14 protein-coding genes are annotated in these 18,382 nt (G+C 42.9%); all 14 read right to left on the minus strand.

Features of this window, described 5'->3' with window-relative positions; genetic code table 11:
- Nucleotides 1-179 precede the first annotated feature (179 nt).
- A complete protein-coding gene (locus tag MKY45_RS17265; protein ID WP_341173146.1) occupies nt 180-2,816 on the minus strand; it encodes a cation-translocating P-type ATPase in 2,637 nt (878 codons plus the stop codon).
- 387 nt (nt 2,817-3,203) lie between these two features.
- Complete coding sequence (gene nrdG, locus MKY45_RS17270) at nt 3,204-3,668, minus strand: anaerobic ribonucleoside-triphosphate reductase activating protein (RefSeq protein WP_341173147.1); 465 nt, start codon at nt 3,666-3,668, stop codon at nt 3,204-3,206.
- Entirely contained in the window at nt 3,665-5,542 is a 1,878-nt protein-coding gene (locus tag MKY45_RS17275) for an anaerobic ribonucleoside triphosphate reductase (RefSeq protein WP_341173148.1), read from the minus strand. The genes nrdG and MKY45_RS17275 overlap by 4 nt, the downstream gene beginning before the upstream one ends.
- A 193-nt stretch (nt 5,543-5,735) precedes the next feature.
- A complete protein-coding gene (locus MKY45_RS17280; RefSeq protein WP_193063598.1) occupies nt 5,736-6,350 on the minus strand; it encodes a precorrin-2 dehydrogenase/sirohydrochlorin ferrochelatase family protein in 615 nt (204 codons plus the stop codon).
- Nucleotides 6,350-7,126 carry a sirohydrochlorin chelatase gene (locus MKY45_RS17285; RefSeq protein ID WP_193063596.1) on the minus strand — a complete coding sequence of 259 codons (777 nt, stop codon included), beginning with the start codon at nt 7,124-7,126 and terminating at the stop codon, nt 6,350-6,352. Before MKY45_RS17285 ends, MKY45_RS17280 begins: the two co-directional genes overlap by 1 nt.
- 84 nt (nt 7,127-7,210) lie before the next feature.
- On the minus strand, nt 7,211-8,701 hold the full coding sequence (gene cobA, locus MKY45_RS17290) for a uroporphyrinogen-III C-methyltransferase (RefSeq protein ID WP_226894829.1): 1,491 nt from the start codon (nt 8,699-8,701) through the stop codon (nt 7,211-7,213).
- A gap of 146 nt (nt 8,702-8,847) precedes the next feature.
- Nucleotides 8,848-10,581: an assimilatory sulfite reductase (NADPH) hemoprotein subunit gene (gene cysI / locus MKY45_RS17295; RefSeq protein WP_193063594.1), complete on the minus strand. Its 1,734-nt coding sequence runs from the start codon at nt 10,579-10,581 to the stop codon at nt 8,848-8,850.
- Between the two features lie 20 nt (nt 10,582-10,601).
- Nucleotides 10,602-12,440: an assimilatory sulfite reductase (NADPH) flavoprotein subunit gene (locus MKY45_RS17300; protein WP_193063592.1), complete on the minus strand. Its 1,839-nt coding sequence runs from the start codon at nt 12,438-12,440 to the stop codon at nt 10,602-10,604.
- Nucleotides 12,441-12,522: 82 nt separating this feature from the next.
- Nucleotides 12,523-13,131 (minus strand): adenylyl-sulfate kinase, encoded by a 609-nt coding sequence (cysC, locus tag MKY45_RS17305; protein ID WP_193063590.1) that lies wholly within the window; start codon nt 13,129-13,131, stop codon nt 12,523-12,525.
- 57 nt (nt 13,132-13,188) lie between these two features.
- Entirely contained in the window at nt 13,189-14,265 is a 1,077-nt protein-coding gene (locus MKY45_RS17310) for an inorganic phosphate transporter (protein ID WP_042530575.1), read from the minus strand.
- A gap of 28 nt (nt 14,266-14,293) precedes the next feature.
- The gene (sat, locus tag MKY45_RS17315) at nt 14,294-15,439 is read right to left on the minus strand and encodes a sulfate adenylyltransferase (protein WP_193063588.1); all 1,146 of its coding nucleotides are present in this window, start codon (nt 15,437-15,439) and stop codon (nt 14,294-14,296) included.
- A gap of 45 nt (nt 15,440-15,484) precedes the next feature.
- Entirely contained in the window at nt 15,485-16,198 is a 714-nt protein-coding gene (locus tag MKY45_RS17320; protein WP_042530572.1) for a phosphoadenylyl-sulfate reductase, read from the minus strand.
- Nucleotides 16,199-16,314: 116 nt separating this feature from the next.
- The gene (locus MKY45_RS17325; protein WP_226894844.1) at nt 16,315-16,440 is read right to left on the minus strand and encodes a YezD family protein; all 126 of its coding nucleotides are present in this window, start codon (nt 16,438-16,440) and stop codon (nt 16,315-16,317) included.
- 736 nt (nt 16,441-17,176) lie between these two features.
- Nucleotides 17,177-18,163 (minus strand): TraB/GumN family protein, encoded by a 987-nt coding sequence (locus MKY45_RS17330; protein ID WP_193063585.1) that lies wholly within the window; start codon nt 18,161-18,163, stop codon nt 17,177-17,179.
- Nucleotides 18,164-18,382 lie beyond the last annotated feature (219 nt).

Here is an 18,382-nt window from a genome sequence, read left to right on the forward strand (position 1 = left end):
CCGTACACAATAATGATGCAAGTAAAACTTAACAAAATCTTTACATTTGTTAAAAATATGCCGTTTACCTGACCTAAAAATCCCAAGTAAAACGGCATATTTTTTTAAGAGGTTATTCAAAAAGCCCGTTAAAAAATACTTTTTGAATACACACTTTAACTTATTTCTATTCATTTCGTTTATGCTCTATGAAAAATCTTTTTTGCTATTTCCATACAAACCACAGCGGCAGCTGCCAGTCCTGTTGCAATTCCCCATTCCTGGAAACCAAAGGAAGCAGGTATATTAAACACCTCTCTTGCAAAAGGAAGCAGCGTTATCCCATATAAAGCAAACCCGATTACAACTGCTCCTATCACATATTTATTAGAGAAGAAGCCAATTTTAATCGATGTCTGTGTATTCGAACGTGCAGCAAAGGTCTGCAGGGTACGTGACATAATCAACGTCGTAAATGCCATCGCCACACCCATTTCATTGGAATGGGACAAACCAATATAGAAAGAAATAACAACAGCAGCAGCAATTAAAATCCCTCTTGTCAAAACAGTCCGCAGCGTACCGCCGGCAAATATACCTTCGTTAACCGGACGCGGTTTCCGCTTCATCACGCCTGCCTCTGATTTTTCCACACCTAACGCAATTGCAGGCAGCGAGTCATTGACTAAATTAATAAACAAGAGCTGCAACGCTGTAAATGGATTCGGCAGATTGAAGATAACAGCATACAGAATCGCGAGGATGGCTCCAAGATTCCCGGCAAATAAATAACCGATTGCTTTTTTAATATTATCAAATACGGTTCTCCCGACCTGAACAGCATTAACAATAGATACAAAATTATCATCGGTCAGAATCATTGCCGACGAATCCTTGGATACATCCGTTCCGCTTCCCATCGCAATACCGATATCCGCCTGTTTTAAAGCAGGAGCGTCATTCACTCCGTCACCCGTCATGGCTGTTACAGCACCTCTTTGCTGCCAGGCTCGGACAATTCTTATTTTATTTTCAGGTGATACGCGGGCGTAAACGGAAATCTGCTCAATTTTGTCCTCTAATTCTTCCTCTGACATCTTATCGAGATCTTTTCCTGTGATTGCAATATCATCATTTTCCATTAAGCCGATATCCCGCCCAATTGCCTGGGCAGTAGTTTTATGATCGCCGGTAATCATAATGGTCCGGATCCCGGCTGCTTTTGCTTCTTCAATCGATCCGTACACCGCTTCCCTTGGCGGGTCCATCATCGCAGTCAGCCCGACTAACACAAAATCCCGCTCATCCTCATACGTAATATCTGTCTGATTATCAGGCAAGCGTTTATAACCATAAGCCAATACGCGCAGAGCCTGGTTGGAGAAGTCTTCATTGGCTCCTTCAAACCGCTCCAGCAAATCATCGGTCAATGGCTGTTCCTCACCATCGAGCAGCACATGACTTGCGCGATGAAACATTACATCTGGACCGCCCTTGGCAAATAACAGACGTTCCCCGTCCATATGGTGAACAGTGGACATCAGCTTGCGGTCAGAATCAAAGGGCAGTTCTGCTTCCCGTGGATATTTTTTTCGTAATTCCTGATAACTGTGCGCATGTTTATCCGCAAATTGAATTAAAGCAACCTCCGTCGGATCGCCAATCTCTTGGTTCTCCTGATTAATATACGAATCATTACAAAGGGCTGCAATATAGACAAGAAATCTCTCGGACTTATCCCATTCATCCGGATTCTCCGGTAAACGTTCATTTTTATGAAAAGGGATAAAATCATCGGTAACGGTCATTTTATTTTGGGTCAGTGTCCCTGTTTTGTCTGTACAAATAATCCGTGTAGATCCAAGCGTCTCTACAGCTGGCAGCTTACGAATAATGGCATGCTGCTTTGCCATTTTATTTGTGCCGACAGATAAGACAATAGTAACAATCGATTGCAAAGCCTCAGGGATAGCAGCAACTGCGATAGCTACCGAGAACATCAGCGCATTTAATAATGCAGTGGTTGTATCTGCCTCACCGCCGCCGAACCAAATACGTGCTGCCTGAACAGCAAAAATAGCAATACATAAAATCAAAATGCCGACACCGAGCTTCTTGCTGAAGCTGTTTAATTTCTGTTGTAACGGCGTTTCTTTCTGCTCTGCAGTAGAAAGCATATCGGCAATTTTACCGACCTCTGTTTGGTTTCCTGTACCGGTAACTACAAAGGTTCCCCGTCCATAAACAACCAAAGAGCTGCTGTACACCATATTTAGTCTGTCTCCTAAAGCAGCCTCGTTCTCAATGATATCGGTGTTCTTTTCTACCGCCTCCGATTCGCCGGTAAGCATTCCTTCATTTACTCGTAAAGAGCCGCTTTCCAGCATACGTCCATCCGCAGGTATATAGTCTCCCGCTTCTAAGTAGACAATATCACCGGGAACAAGCTCTTTGGCAGCGATTGTTTTTTCGGTTCCATCCCGCATCACATTCGCATCAGGGGCAGACATATCCCGTAATGCCTCCAGCGAGCTTTCCGCTTTTCTCGTCTGTACCACGCTGATTACCGAGTTAATCAGTAGAACCAAAAAGATAATAATGGATTCTACCCATTCTCCAATCAATATTTGTACTGCAGCCGCCGCTAACAGGACAATAACCATCGGATCTTTGAAGGTCTCTAAAAAAAGCTTCCACGTCGGTACTTTTTCTTTATCCGCTATCTCATTATATCCGTATTGATCCAGTCTGGATGCTGCTTCTTCGGTTGATAGCCCCTGTTGGGAAGCCTCTAATTCTTCCAAAACATCTGCAGCTTTTTTTTGATACATTTCCATTTTCAAAATCTCCCTGCTTGTTCATTTTTCAATTATAGAGTGCATTTATTGTTTATTTTGCATTCTTCAACACATTCCATCCCCATTTTCAAAATAATACAGCAATGAAAGGTTTTTCTTTATCTTGAGCTATTGCCTTTTTTCATTCGATTGAAACCTTATTACTGCAGAAAAGAAGGAATCTTTACAAAATCTTCATATTTATCTTTTAAAAATGATTTAACTTATCCTGCTGCTATGGAAGCTATTATATACTTCTTTTTCCTTTTATGCTTGCTTGGATATACTCTAATCTGCCAAAAGCCAATATAGACTTTGCAACAGTCAGTTTTTGCCCATCAAAAAAACTGACCTTGTCTCTGGTCAGTTTTTCTGCCGATGTTACTTCTACTCATTCCCCATCTCAATAATCCGCTGATTCCGGCTGCCACGAAAGGATAAGGTTAAATCCCGCTCAGCCAATATAAATGGTCCGTCCACCAGCACATCTACATAGTTAAGAAGCTCCAGCTGATGCGGATCTTTGTTCTCACGCAGCTCTTCGATCGTCCATCCAGTATACGCCCATATATTTTTCCCAAGCTCCTTCAATTGTCTGGCAATACTTGCTGCAGCCTGTGCCTGGTAAAATGGATCTCCGCCGCTTAACGTAATATCTGTCAATGGATTCCATGCCTCCTCGACAATCTGCTGCACATCCATCTCCTTGCCATTCCGTATATTCCAGGACCTTGGATTATGGCATCCCTTGCAGTAATGGGGACAGCCGGCAAAGAAAATAACCGTACGTAAGCCCTCTCCATCAACGACTGAATCATGATAAATGGATAAAATCCGTGCTGTTTCCATCATACATGCCTCACTCTGTCTCGTTCTTCCGATGCTTTTGCTGTATTCCATTTATCCATTGTTCCTACCAGATAGCCGGTAATACGGCGAATCCGGTCAAATTGTCTTTCATCCGCGATTTGACAGCTTGGACACGCGTTATCGATCGTTCCGGTATAGCCGCAGCTTTGACAGCGGTCGACCGGATGGTTTACACTGCCATAGCCAATCCCGCTTTCAGCCATGGTTTTCACAAGGGTGTCGATAGCTTTTATATTTTTGCTGACATCTCCGTCTACTTCAATATAAGTGATATGACCCGCATTGGTATATGGGTGATAGACAGCTTCCCGTTTTATTTTCTCCACAGCTCGAATCGGATAGTACACAGGAATATGAAACGAATTTGTATAATAATCTCTGTCTGTAATTCCGTCTCTTTTTCCAAAATCCTTGCAATCCTGCTTCACAAATCGGCCACTCAGCCCTTCTGCCGGTGTTGCAATCAGCGAATAATTCAAATCATAGTCTTCTGCAGCCTCGTCACATTTCTTCCGTAAAAAGGCAACAATCTCTTCTCCCAGCTCCTGCGCCTGTTCTGATTCTCCATGATGCTTACCTGTCAATGCTTTTAAACACTCCGCCAGGCCAATAAAACCAACACTTAAACTCCCCTGCTTCAATACCTCTTCCAATGTATCCTCTGGATTTAATTCGTCACTGCCTGTCCAGACGCCTTCTCCATGCAAAAAAGTGAAGTTATTCACAAGTTTATTTGCCTGAAATACATACCGTTCATACAATTGACGAATGACCATTTCCGTATAGACCTCTAATTTCGCCATAAATGCCTCGACGGTTGATGAGGTCAGCGCTATTTTCACTAAATTAATACTGGTAAAGGAGATATTGCCGCGCCCGAGACTATTTTCTTCTCCATGACGATTAGCCATAATACGCGTACGGCAGCCCATATAAGCTACTTCCGAATCCGGATTTCCTTCTTCATAATAAACGAAGTTGAATGGCGCATCGATAAAGCTGAAGTTTGGAAAAAGCCTTTTTGCTATTGTTTCCAAAGCCAGCTGATACAAATCATAGTTTGGATCCGCTTTATAAAAATTAACGTCTTTTTTCATTTTAAAAATTTGAATCGGAAAAATTGGTGTCTCCCCTTTTCCTAAACCAGCCTGTGTAGCTAAAAGAAGATTTTTTATAATCAGTCTTCCTTCTCTGCTTGTATCTGTTCCATAATTGATTGACGTAAATGGAACCTGACCGCCGCTTCTGGAATGGAGGCTGTTCAAATTATGAATAAACGCTTCACAGGCCTGGTAGCATTCCCGGTCCGTTTCCTCCCAAGCTAACTTCTCCAATTCCTGTGGAGCAAGGGGAAGCTGATATTGCTGTAATCTATGCAGCCGCTTTTGATAGGACTTCTTCACAAACGGCGCTAAATCATAATCAAACGCCTGGAAGCTCTGTCCACCATGCTGCTGATTTTGGTTGCTTTGAAAAACGATTGCCGCTAATGCCATCGCACTCAGAATGCTTTGTGGGGAGCGCATATGTCCATGCCCTGTGTTAAACCCTTTTTCCAACAATTTTCCTAAAGGAATTTGGCAGCAGGTCGCTGTCCCCGTGGGCATATAATCTAAATCATGAATATGAATATAATTATCCTCCATTGCCTGCTTCGCTTCTCGGCTCAACATCTTTTCTTTCGCATAAAGTTTTGCACTTTCACTAGCAAACTTGTTCATCTGCCCGCATGGTGATTTCCCGTCCACATTGGCATTCTCCTGTATTAAATCCTGATTGGTGCTGGATACAATCTCTTGAAAATCCTGCATTAAATCTGCTTCTGTACTTTCAGGAGCAGTCATTACTTCCGCCATCTTCTATTCCTCCTTCTTCGTCTCCGCAAATACGTTTCAACGCACTCAAAAACTATATATAGTATGTTTAAAAACAAAGCAGAACTATATATAGTTCTATGGTAAAGGAGGTTAGAAAGAAGTTCAAATGGATATTTTATGACTTTTACCACTTTTTCTTCTCATTCTCTATCCCGATTATGAATTTTTTAAGTCATTTTTGAACCGTTTCAAGCATTTCTTCCAGAAGCTGCTGCCGGTTACCCTGCCGCAGGAATTCCTCTTCTGTAATTTTCTGCAGAATCTGCTTTTTTTGCTCGGGTGTTAAAGGCAGGGTGAGGATTCTTTTTCTTGCCTGATCAAGAAAGATAAGATCAGCTTCTATTTCTGCTGGCAGCTGATCCGCCAGCTTATTTTTTAACTGTTTTGCATAAATTGGACTCGCACCGCCGGTGGACAACGCAAGGCTTAGCGCTCCCCTTTGTAGAACAGCAGGAAAGGATACATCACTTTTCATGGCATCATTTGCAACATAAGCCAGCTGATGCGGCTGTTTGTTTTCATAAAGGGACACATTCAGTTCTTTCTTATCTGTCATCAATAAAAGAAATAGACAATTAAAATGTTCTCCCTCGTGAACCTCTCTTTCCTGCCACTTGATTTTTCCTTTTTGATAAAGCTGCTGCAAAAATGGATGAAGCTTCGGCGCAATGATAGTGATAGCAGCTCCAGCATCTAAAAAATGACGTATTTTTCTCGCTGCAACAGCTCCTCCGCCGACTGCAATGACGGTCTGATTCTTCACCTCTAAAAAAAGCGGCATGTGCATCAGCTGACTCTTCCTTTCAGCAATGTATTGACTCGATCGACTAGGACTGTAACGAGCTGATCATCAAATCCTAAGTACGGACAAAGAATAAATTGTTTATCTGTCCGTTCAGACAGTTCATCTAATTTCTGGCGCAGCTCCCTCATTAATACACCGGAGAATAGCAAATAGGGGACAACATACACCACCGAATTAGGACTTTTAAGCAATTGCTCCAGCCCCTCATCCAATGTAGGACGGGTTGCTGCCAGATAACATGTATTTACTTCATTTACCGGAGCTGCCTCCCATAATAAGCGTGCAATTTTGGCAAGGTCGCTATTGGCATCCGGATCACTGCTGCCCCGCCCGACAAGTAATACAGAAGCAGGTTCGCGTTCTTCATACACAGGCGGTTTACCGGTTTGCTTCAGTCCTCCCATTTCCAGGCGTTTGTTTAGTAAATCAATGATTGTCGGATCTACTCCCATCACCTTTCCATAGGTAAAGGTTACGTCTGGATAGCGTTTTTCTGCCTGCCCTATTTCTTTTGGGATATCCTGCTTTGCATGCCCAGCTGAAAGCAATAGAACCGGCACAACTGCAATCTGTGCTGCTCCCTGCCGGACACAGCTGTCGATGCCTGTTTGGATGGATGGTGAAGCAAGTTCAATAAAGCAGGTTTCCTGTATCTGAATCTGCGGATTTTTTTTCTTCGCTCTGTCTACAAAAGCCAGAAGCTCCTCATTCCCCCGTTGTACCCGGCTTCCATGCCCGATATATAAAATAGCCTGCATCCTGTATTCCCCTTCCTCTCATTCTCTTTCAAGTCTAGCAAATTTCTGCTTAATGAACGATATTAATTGTAAAACTTAAAAATTTTAAGAAAAGGCCGCTGCAGCCAGCGGAGCTTCTTTTTGCAAAAGAACTTCCTGCAGTGCTTCTTCGGTCGGTTCAGATAATACCTCCGAAACAGCATACCCTGCTTTGACAGCAGCCTGCTTTGATTTTTCTCCAAAACAAATCACGCGTGCATAGGTACTAATGTTTTCTGGCGTTTCTCCACAAGCTTGAAACCCTTCCGTCACTGTTTTCACAGAACGCGCATTAGGAAAAATGATCGTTTCGATACGCTCCTCCTCCTGAAGACGGCTGAACGTTTGCTCCGTCTGCTGCACACGAATAAAGCTATGCGTAGCAATGAAATCAGGCTCAAATACGAATGGATAACGCTGCTCTTTTCGATGGAAGCCTTCCGGGTCTCCTAATATTACCAGCGGGGAAGCGTCGGGGCTCCGTTCTGCTATTTCTTTTCCAAAACAATGATAGGATTCTATGGCCTTTACTGTTTTTTTAGAAATTCCATAGAATTCACCTTGAATCCTTCGAATATCGATTTTATTTGCCTGCAGAGACTCGAAGAAAATGTCCACACTTGCCGGTGATAAAAAAAGAAGATCCCGATTTGCCGGAATATCGGCTTTTTTCAACAGATGCTTTTTCTTTTGCATCCGCGGAAATTCAAAAACCTCTGCTCCCTGCTCCCGTAAATGCCGGGCCATTTCACTCGGTTCTTCACCAGCCCGCCCGAGAAGCAAATGCTGACTAAACAGCGGCTTGCTTTCAAACCAGCTTTCTCCTTTTTTCAGTGTGCTTACATCTCCTACTAAGATGATAGCTGGATTTTTAAACTGTGCCGCTTTTGCTTTCTGTACAATAGTTGCAAGATTTCCCTGCAGCGTTCTCTGTTTTCCGGTCGTGCCCCATTGAATTAATAAAACTGGCGTATCCGAAGACCGCCCATATGAGATGAGCTGTTCTGAAATGTAAGGCAGATTGCCCAATCCCATATAGAACGCAATGGTGTCGATCCCGTTCGCTAAAGCATGCCAGTCAATCAGCGGTTCACCTGAAGGCGACTTATCATGACCTGTAATAACAGCAAAGGATAAGCTATGCTCACGATGTGTAACAGGCACGCCCGCATAAGCAGCAGCTCCGATTCCCGCCGTTATCCCTGGAACAATCTCGTAAGGCACACCGGCCTGTTCCAGTGCAGCTGTCTCCTCGCCTACCCGGCCAAATACGCTTGGGTCGCCGCCTTTCAAACGCACAACATTCTTTCCTTCTAAGCCATGCTTTACTAATAACTCATTAATTGCTTCCTGACGCAGTATATGTTTTTTAGGCATTTTACCACAATATATAAATTCTGCTTGCGGTGAAGCATATTCCAGTAAGAGAGGGTTAACCAGCCTATCGTATAAAACAACTTCTGCCTGCTGCAAATACGTATAACCTTTTAAAGTCATTAACCCAATATCTCCAGGACCAGCTCCGACTAAGTACACACATCCTGGTTTTGTCATCATTCGTCACCCTCATTTCATCCATTTCTAAGCTTTTTCGTATCAAATCGGCTTTTCAAGTCAATAGCCCTGCTTTTCTTAAAGTTAAAGAAGAGCAGGGCGATAACCGCAGCCCTGTCTCTTCTTTAAAGTTTTCAACCTTAAAACGTTTAATCATGAAAGTTTACTCCAGAAGTAACAGCCTTCACATACTCTTTTCGAACTACAAAATCACCGAAGTGTTCGCCATCCAGACGTTCCTTTGCATAATGCCGAATAATCGGCTGCAGCGTTTCTAAAATTTCTTTTTCTCCAATGCTTTCCCGGTAAATCTTGCTTAAACGCTGTCCGGCAAATCCTGCTCCTAGATACATATTATATTTTCCTGGGGCTTTCCCAATAAAGCCAATTTCTCCTAATGCTGCTCGTGAGCATCCGTTCGGGCAGCCAGACATCCGAATGACAATTTCTTCATCACGTAGCCCTTCTTCTTCCAGCAGTGTTTCCAGTTTCTCAATCAAGGAAGGCAGATAACGCTCTGATTCAGCCATCGCCAAGCCGCAGGTCGGAAAAGCAACACAAGCCATGGAATTACGGCGTAATGCAGATTGCTCCTTTCCATCTGACAGTCCATACTGCTCGATAAGTGCGATGATTTCCTTTTTCTTCTGACTGGTGACATTTCCGATTACCAGGTTTTGGTTTGCCGTTAAACGGAAATCTCCGGTATGAATTTTGGCAATTTCCCGCAGTCCCGTCATCAGCTGATAGTCTTCTTTATCCTGAATACGTCCATTTTGAATAAAAAGCGTAAAATTCCAGCGATTCTTCGTCCCTTTCACCCAGCCATAGCGGTCGCCGTTATGGTCAAAATGAAAGTCGTGTGCTTCGTCCAGCTGCCAGCCTAAACGTTCCGTCAGCTCATTTTTAAGCCAATCAATCCCTCTGGCATCAATCGTATATTTAAAACGTGCGTATTTTCGTTCGGAACGGTTTCCATAATCCCGCTGGATGGTAATGATTTTTTCAGCAACATCCGTGATTTGGTCCGGCTTACAGAAACCAATCACTCTTCCCAGCTGCGGATACGTATTGGTATCGCCATGTGTCATGCCCATACCGCCGCCAACCGATACATTGAATCCTTGAAGCTGTCCATCCTCCAGAACAGCAATAAAACCTAAATCCTGCGAAAAGATATCTACATCATTGGATGGCGGAACTGCAATTCCAATCTTAAACTTTCTTGGCAGATAAACCGTTCCATACATTGGCTCTACTTCATCAGTTTCTTTAGAATCAACCACCTTATCCCCATCAAGCCAAATTTCATGGTACGCATTTGTGCGCGGAGATAAATAGTCACTCAATACTTTTGACCACTCGTGGACTTCTGCATGCACCTCCGATTGATCCGGGTTAGGATTACACATAACATTCCTGTTAACGTCTCCGCAGGCTGCAAGGGTATCCATCAAAGCATCATTAATCCCTTTGATACTTGCTTTCATATTCCACTTTAAAATGCCATGCATCTGAAACGCCTGTCTGGTAGTCAATTTAATCGTCTGATTCCCGTAGGTGTTAGCCAATTCATCAATAACCAGCCATTGCTCCGGTGTAGCAACTCCTCCGGGTACACGGACCCGCACCATAAATTGATAGGCAGGCTCAAGCTTCTGCCGCTGCCGTTCGGTACGCAGATCCCGGTCATCCTGTAAATAGCTTCCATGGAATTTCATTAACCGGTTATCGTCATCCGGGATACCTGCACTTAACGGATCACTCAGCGTTTCTTCCAATGTCCCGCGTAAATAATTACTCTCTTTTTTGATTCTTTCTACATCGCTTGGCGGTCCATCCTGAATATGGACCGGTTTATGAACTGTTTTACTATCTGACATTTCTGATTCTCCTTTACTTACTAATAGACATCCCGCTGGTAGCGTTTCTCCTGCTGCATCTCCATTAAATAATGCTGCGCATCTTCTGTACTGAGATTTCCTTCCCGTTCCAGGATAGTCACTAGCGTATCGTGGACATCACTTGCCATGTTTTTCTCATCACCGCATACGTAGACGACTGCGCCTTCTTTCAGCCATTCATAAAGCTCCTTGCTTTGCTCCAGCATACGATGCTGTACATAGACTTTTTCTGCTTTATCCCGCGAAAAAGCCACATCTACTTTAGATAAAACGCCGCTCTTCAACCAGCGCTGCCAATCTGTCTGATAAAGAAAATCGGTAACAAAATGCTGGTCTCCAAAGAACAGCCATGACTTTCCGTTTGCTTCCATTATTTCACGTTCTTCTACGAAGGAGCGGAATGGGGCGATTCCAGTTCCCGGGCCAATCATGATAATTGGTTTATCCGGATCAGCCGGCAGCTTGAAATTCGGGTTTTTATGAACATAAACGGAAAGGGTCTGCCCCGGCTCTTTTCGATCTGCGCATTGCACAGAGCAAACGCCGCTCCGCTCTCTGCCATAAGTTTGGTAACGTACTGCTCCAACCGTCAAATGAACCTCCTCCGGATTTGCTTTGTAGCTGCTTGCTACAGAATATAGTCTCGGTGGCATTTTTCGTAACAGCGCAATAAATTCCTTTGCCGGAAGATCCTTTATCTGATAATCACGAATCAAATCTAATAAATCACGTCCGTATATATATTCTGTTACCGCTTCTTCGTTCCCCTGCTCCAGTAATTGCTGTAATTCCGGAATTTGTGTGAATTCCGCTATTTTTTTCAGCAATGGCTTTGTCAGTACAGTGATTTCATAATTTTTTTGCAATGCTTCTTGCAGAGGAACTTCATCCCCTTTTTTATTCACTGGAATCAGCTCATTCGGAGCCCACCCTGTTTCTTTGATAAGCTCTTCGACAATGACCGGATCGTTTTCAGGATAAATTCCAATGCTGTCTCCTGGCTCATACTCCAGGTTCGACCCTTCCAGCGACAATTCCATATGATAGGTTTCTTTATTCGAGCCGCGCCCATTTATATTCAGACTTTCAAAGATTTCTGCTTCAAATGGATTCGTTCTTGAAAATGCGGAAGCTTGTGTTTCTACGGCAGCAGCTGCTTCAGCTATTGTCGGAGCCTGAGCCGTTTCCTGTGACTCAGACAGCTTATTTAATACATTTTCCAGCCATTCCTCAGCCGCTTCATCATAATCCAAATCACAATCCACACGGTCGATAATTCGATTTCCTCCCAATTCTGCCAATCTCTCATCAAACTGTCTGCCAGTTTCACAGAAAAGGTCATAAGAGCTGTCTCCGAGCGCCAATACGGAATAATTCAAGTCCTCCAGCTTTGGAGCCCGGCGTCCGTGGAGAAATTCATGAAATTGAAGCGCTGTATCCGGCGGATCTCCTTCTCCCTGTGTACTGATTACAACCAGCAGGTTTTGAAGGTTTTTCAGTTTATTGGGTTTAAAATCAGCCATAGAGGCAAGGGTAACCTTCATTCCTTTTTCTTTTAGCTTTCCTGACACCTCTGTTGCCAATCCTTGACAATTCCCTGTCTGTGACCCGAAAAGAACCGTCACCTCTACCGGGGAAGCTTCTGTTACAGCAGCGGTTGGCAATTGCGCTGTGACTGCTTCTGCGACAGGTGCAGCCGGGGCGGCGCCGGCATTTTGTAAAGCAGAAAGATAACCGCCAAGCCATATTTGTTGAGTTTCCGTCAATGTTGGAAATAGACGATTGAGCAGCTCAACCTGCTCTTGATTAAATGGACTATTATTCACTTGAAATTGCAACGCTATCTACCTCTCAAAATTAATTTTAAATTTAAAGGATGTGTTCAAATTAAATATCTTCTTAATGTGTTATGCGAACCTATTAATCTGGCAAATAATTTCTTTCTCGTAAGAATGCAATCATCTGATCAACGCATGCTTCAATAGAATGCTGGTCGGAATCAACAACCAATTCCGGCTGCAGCGGTTCCTCATAAGGAGAACTGATACCGGTAAAATTACTGATTTCTCCTGTACGTGCTTTTTTATACAACCCTTTCGGATCGCGGTCTTCACAGGCTTCTAAGGAGCACCGTACATAAATTTCCACAAATTCATCCTCTTGAACCAGCGCTCTCACCCGATTTCGATCCTCTGCAAATGGAGAAATAAATGCTGTGCAGACAATCAACCCTGCATCTACAAACAGCTTCGCCACCTCGCCGATTCGGCGGATATTTTCCTTTCGATCTTCTTCACCGAAGCCAAGTCCTTTATTCAGGCCGTGCCGGACATTATCGCCATCCAGCACATAGCTGTTTAAACCTTGCTCAAATAAACGATGCTCCAATGCATTAGCTAGTGTTGACTTCCCTGCTCCGGAAAGTCCGGTAAACCATAAAATACAGCTTTTATGCTGATTTCTCTGCTGCCGTTCTTGTTTCTGTACAGCAGTATCATGCCAAACGATATGTTTTGTTTCTTGTTTCAAATAAACACCATCCTTCTATAACTGTTCATTCTGATGTATTTACTAAGGTTTAACGCATTAAATGCCTCCGCCTTCGTCATACGTGGAACGACGCTCTGCTCTTGTAGACAAATAAAGACTGTAGACACCTGCTGTGGCAATAAAAACGGAAAGGATTACGAAAAGCGTATAATAATCCGTTGTTTTAAATAAAAGAATAAGACCGTACGACAGTACTAATGAAATAACCGGTGAAACAACCCAGACTTTAATAATTTGTTTCACAATGCTCTGCTGCCACATTTGAAATCCTTTGTCTGCTGTTCCAACGCCAACGATGGCAGAGGTTGTTATTTGTGTCAGCGGCACCGGCAAGCCAAAAATGGATGCCGTTATCACCAGACTGCCTCCCGTCAAAGAAACAGCACTCCCCTGCAGCAAGGACAGCCGCGTAATTTTTTTCCCATTTGTTTCTAACACGCGGCCTCCCAGTAACACTGCTCCAAGAGATACGAAAAGTCCGCCAAGCAATACTGCCATAGTCACATCAAGCAGCCCGACACCAACTAACGGGCCGACAGCATTAGCTACATTATTCATTCCAGCAGCATATGCCTCGATACAGCCGGCCGCGATGAGCAAAAAAGCCAGTGGTTTTTTCCATTTACCAAGCTCTGTAAGCTCCTTCCAGCGATTTTCCGCATAGCGTATCCATTTCCCTAACACCAATCCAAGCAAAAAAGCGGTAATAGGAGTAATCAGCCAAAATGCAATGATGATAATCAACTGATCGAATAAAAGTGCCTGATAAGCGATACCTGCTCCAATAATTGCACCGACAACCACTTCACTCGTAGATAGCGGAATTCCTAATACGTTGGCAAAGAATAAAGTCAGACAAGCTGCCGCTAAAATAATAATGACAATTTCTACATCAAGGACCCCTGGGGAAATGATTCCATTTCCAATCGTGCGGACAACCTCGCCTCCAGATAAGGCGCCCAATAAAGCAAAAATACTAACCAGGATCATTGCCGTTCTTTTCTTGGGGATAGCACCGCTCCCATAAGCCGGCCCCATCGAAGCAGCCGTTCCGCTGGCTCCAATGTTCATCGCAAAAAATAAAGCAATTATAAAAGCAACAGCAACCAGCATAATTCTAAAACACCTCTCTCTTTCTTACTTACACACTTGCTTGCTGCTGCATCCCCCGGATAAGCACCTCGACAACCTCTTTCCGGCTGAATTCAGGAGGTGGAGTAATTCCATTGGTCAACATCTCTCGTACCTTTGTTCCAGACAAGATCACATGGCTTTCTTTGTCATGAGGACATGTTTTCGTCGATGCCATATTCCCGCATGCTTTGCAATAAAAGCTATGCTCAAAAAATAATGGCGTAATCTCGAGATCTTCTTCTGAAAATTGCTGGAAGATAACCTGCGCATCATAGGTTCCATAATAGTCGCCTACCCCTGCATGGTCGCGCCCGACAATAAAATGGGTACAGCCATAATTTTTTCGGACTAATGCATGAAAAATCGCTTCTCTTGGCCCGGCATAACGCATCGCTGCTGGAAATACAGCGAGAAATACCCGGTTTCGCGGATAATATTTGGACAATAGCACTTCATAGCTTTCCATTCTGACATCTGCCGGAATATCATCTGCTTTCGTATCTCCTACCAATGGGTTTAAGAATAACCCATCCACAATTTCGAGTGCTGATTTCTGAATATATTCATGAGCCCGGTGAACCGGATTCCTCGTTTGAAAGCCGACTACCTTTTTCCAGCCTTGTTTTTCAAAATGCGCTCTGGTTTCTTTTGGATCGAGATAATAGGCTTGAAAACGATCACGCTGTAGCCGCTTGGTTAATGTAATTGGACCAGCTGCATAATAATCAGGACGTTCAAACAGCTTCTTCACACCTGGATGCGCCTGATCATCCGTCCGGTATACCTGTTTTGCCTCTTTCCATTTATTTGGTTCATACACCTCGGTAATATCGATGACACCATACACTTCGTTGTTAAAAGTTAACTTAGCGCGTGTTCCGATTTCCAATGTGTTTGCTGCTGTCTCTGAAATTGGCAATGTGATTGGTATACTCCAAACCGTTCCATCTGCTAGACGCATATCGCTGACTACCGATTCGTAATCTGCTTTTCCCATAAAACCTGTTAACGGGCTGAATCCCCCAATACCAATCAGCTCTAAATCGGAAAGAGCAAAGGAATCCAGCTCTATTTCCTGTGTGATTCCCTGTGTATCATAGTCTGGCTCATACTGTTGAATCAATGTTCCTCCATGTGGAGCAATGGTTGTCATAACGTTTACCTCCAATAATATTCAATTTCATCCTGGCTAGATTGCTTATTTATCCAGATGTAAGCCGCATTCTGTTTTGTTTGTGTCTGCCCATCTGCCGCTTCTTGCGTCTTCCCCTGCCAACACCGCTTTTGTACAATGTTCACAGCCAATGCTCGGGTAATTTTTATCATGAAGCTCATTATAAGGCAGCTGATGCAGACGGATATACATCCAGATTTCTTCTTCTGTCCAATGAATCAAAGGACAAATTTTAATCGATTGAAACCGTCTGTCTTGATTAACAAATTCCGTATTAGCTCTTGTCGGGGATTGTTCCCGCCGTAAGCCGGATATCCAGGCAGTGTATTGATTTAATTGCTGCTCCAAAGGAATCAGCTTACGAATGCTGCAGCATAAATCAGGATTCACCTTCCATAGCTCAGGACCATGAACTTCCGCCTGCTCCTCCGGTGTCAGCTCCGGTTTCGTCATTTCAATCCGTAAACTCGGATACCGTTCTTTTACTCGATCAATGAGTTCGTAGGTTTCTTTAAAATGAAAATCGGTATCCAGAAAAACGATGACAGCATCTTTTTTTACCTTATGGATCATATCAATCAAAACAATACCTTCCGCCCCAAAGCTGCAGGCGTAGACAAGCTCATCACCATAGGTCTGATATGCCCATTTCAATATCTCCAGGCTGTCTTTCTTTTTAAGCTTTTGATTCAGAGATTCATAATCCTCTGCCGCAGCTTTTTGATAGGTTAATTGCATGCATAAACCTTCTTTCTCAGATAATACTTGACCATTAAAAAAGACGCCGCTCCTCCAGATTTTCTTCTGAACAGAACGCCGCCTCTAGTTGTCTAGTCAGCAGTGTTTTTTCGTGTTTACTTTAATCTTACTTTTTCATTTTTCTCTAATTGGATTACCTTTCCATCTTGAACCACAATCGTTATGGTGCCATAATTCAAGTCATTTAATAATTCCTTCAACTTCACATAAAAATCATCCATTTCATGCTCTTTTGACATGTTATCTTCCCCCTAATTATTTTTCGTTGCTTGAGGAAGTTCAATTCCCTGTAATTTGATAAGATTTATTAGTATTCTATCCATATTTCTGCCTTTTGTCAATCACTCATTTAAAAATTTTTAAATGTAATGAAAATTGCTTTGATTTTCTGTTAAAAAACCAGGAAAATCACTTTGTCTTTAAAACATCGGTGCCCTTGCCAAAGAGATGTCCGCTGCGACGTTTTTCGATGGGGCGAGTAATCGCAATGGTTTTGGGTGGGGCGAGTAACCGCAGTCCCAGCCCCTGTGGGAAGAACCCCGCAGGAAATAAGCGTGACTTTAGCTCTGTCTGCGCCTGTCGGCTTGCCAATCAGCAAGTCTTCTTTAAAGAATGCTGAGCTCGGGGCCCACCGAAAGCTTAGTGTATTTCTGGGACCTAAGATTACTCACCCCATGAAACCCGTTGGAGCGGCTATCCTTAACATTTTATTTCTTACTCTTTAAAAAACTTTATATGAGCTTCAATTCTTTTTGATTAATTACTTATTATACTATCAAACTTCATAAAAAAAGTATTCTTATCTTAATGATATGATTTATTTTCAAAAAAGACACTTTTTCAGTTATTATATTTTAATAAAAAACACGAAATAATGGCTCACACTGCGAATGGTTTCGCTCCAAGCCACTATTTCGTGCCTAAAAAGTTAATTTACTTTAAGCTGACAAATTTTCCTTAATACACATGCTCCACTTCATAGCCTTTGTCTTCAAGCTCTGTGATAATACTTGGTTCTACGGTAAAGTGTGCTGTGCCTACGAAAACAAAATACACCTGACCGCTATCCTCCTGTAAAATATCATCCAGGCTATTTGCCATGTCAATATTCCGGTTATCATTTAATTCTTCCATATACTCCGCATTGATTCCAGCTTCTCCATAGTCATCAGACATCGTTTCCATCGCTTCAATGTCTCCTTCAAGCCAAGCTTCAGCAAGCTCCTCCATCTCTTCTGGAGCCTCTTCATAGCCATCAATCGCTAGTTCCAATGTCTGTATTTGCGTTTCCATCGAATAACCGCTCAGCACTTCAAATTGTTCCTCTGCACTTTCTAATGAAATAATTTCCTTCTCATCCTCTGTTGCTTTTTCAAGGAAGTATAAATCAACAGCTTCTTGTGAATCAACGTCGCTGGACATGGTTGTAAATTCAAGCAGCATCATCTCTACGAACCATGGCTGAAATTCATTCATTGTTTCCAAATCTAATCCATTCTCTTCAAAAATAGAAGCAAGCTCTTCATATGTCTCATCGGAAAGTTCATCTTCCAATGTTGTCCCCTCTTCCAGCATGGCATACTCTAAGACCTCTTCCTGAGCTGGCATTTCCTCCAGCAGATTAAATTCTGGCAGTACCACATCCGCACTGTCAAACGCTTCTTCAATCGCTGGATCTAATGGATAAAAGTCATCCGTTCCTAAATGGATGGTTCCTTGTAAGTACATTTCGGTATCACCGGATTCTACCTTCCATAAGAAACCGCCTTTTCCTTCACCGCTCTCTGCTTCTTCTTTCTCTGCTTCATCAGCACCAGCCTCATCCTCTTCTGTTGCCGGCTCCTCTGCAGGATTTTCTGTTTCAGACGCGTCCTCATCCCCGCTGCATGCCGTAAGCATACCAGCAAGCAGAAGCGTGAATAATGCTAATAAAAGTTTTTTCATTCCCATTTTCCTCCTTAGTCTGCCTCATCATTTTTATTTATAAAAAATACAATACGTTCATTCTAACAGAATAACTTGAGTATTTGGAAAGCTTTTGAAATAATTCTATATTTTACTCACAAAGAATTGCTCCTAAAGATTTACTAAGAATGATTATTTATGTACAAACTCGTTTACTAAAATACTTTTTATCATATAAATCATACGCATCAATGTACA

Origin of the sequence: Oceanobacillus sp. FSL K6-0251 (assembly GCF_038004725.1) — a bacterium.
GTDB lineage: Bacteria > Bacillota > Bacilli > Bacillales > Amphibacillaceae > Oceanobacillus > Oceanobacillus oncorhynchi.

Bases quoted from the DNA above. Each gene is read 5' to 3' on its own strand.
- sat (WP_193063588.1), bottom strand. From the start codon at position 15,439: ATGACAACCATTGCTCCACATGGAGGAACATTGATTCAACAGTATGAG.
- MKY45_RS17330 (WP_193063585.1), bottom strand. From the start codon at position 18,163: ATGAAAAAACTTTTATTAGCATTATTCACGCTTCTGCTTGCTGGTATG.
- cysI (WP_193063594.1), bottom strand. From the start codon at position 10,581: ATGTCAGATAGTAAAACAGTTCATAAACCGGTCCATATTCAGGATGGA.
- MKY45_RS17265 (WP_341173146.1), bottom strand. From the start codon at position 2,816: ATGGAAATGTATCAAAAAAAAGCTGCAGATGTTTTGGAAGAATTAGAG.
- MKY45_RS17280 (WP_193063598.1), bottom strand. From the start codon at position 6,350: ATGCACATGCCGCTTTTTTTAGAGGTGAAGAATCAGACCGTCATTGCA.
- MKY45_RS17310 (WP_042530575.1), bottom strand. From the start codon at position 14,265: ATGCTGGTTGCTGTTGCTTTTATAATTGCTTTATTTTTTGCGATGAAC.
- nrdG (WP_341173147.1), bottom strand. From the start codon at position 3,668: ATGATGGAAACAGCACGGATTTTATCCATTTATCATGATTCAGTCGTT.
- MKY45_RS17320 (WP_042530572.1), bottom strand. From the start codon at position 16,198: ATGCAATTAACCTATCAAAAAGCTGCGGCAGAGGATTATGAATCTCTG.
- MKY45_RS17325 (WP_226894844.1), bottom strand. From the start codon at position 16,440: ATGGATGATTTTTATGTGAAGTTGAAGGAATTATTAAATGACTTGAAT.
- MKY45_RS17275 (WP_341173148.1), bottom strand. From the start codon at position 5,542: ATGGCGGAAGTAATGACTGCTCCTGAAAGTACAGAAGCAGATTTAATG.
- cobA (WP_226894829.1), bottom strand. From the start codon at position 8,701: ATGATGACAAAACCAGGATGTGTGTACTTAGTCGGAGCTGGTCCTGGA.
- MKY45_RS17285 (WP_193063596.1), bottom strand. From the start codon at position 7,126: ATGCAGGCTATTTTATATATCGGGCATGGAAGCCGGGTACAACGGGGG.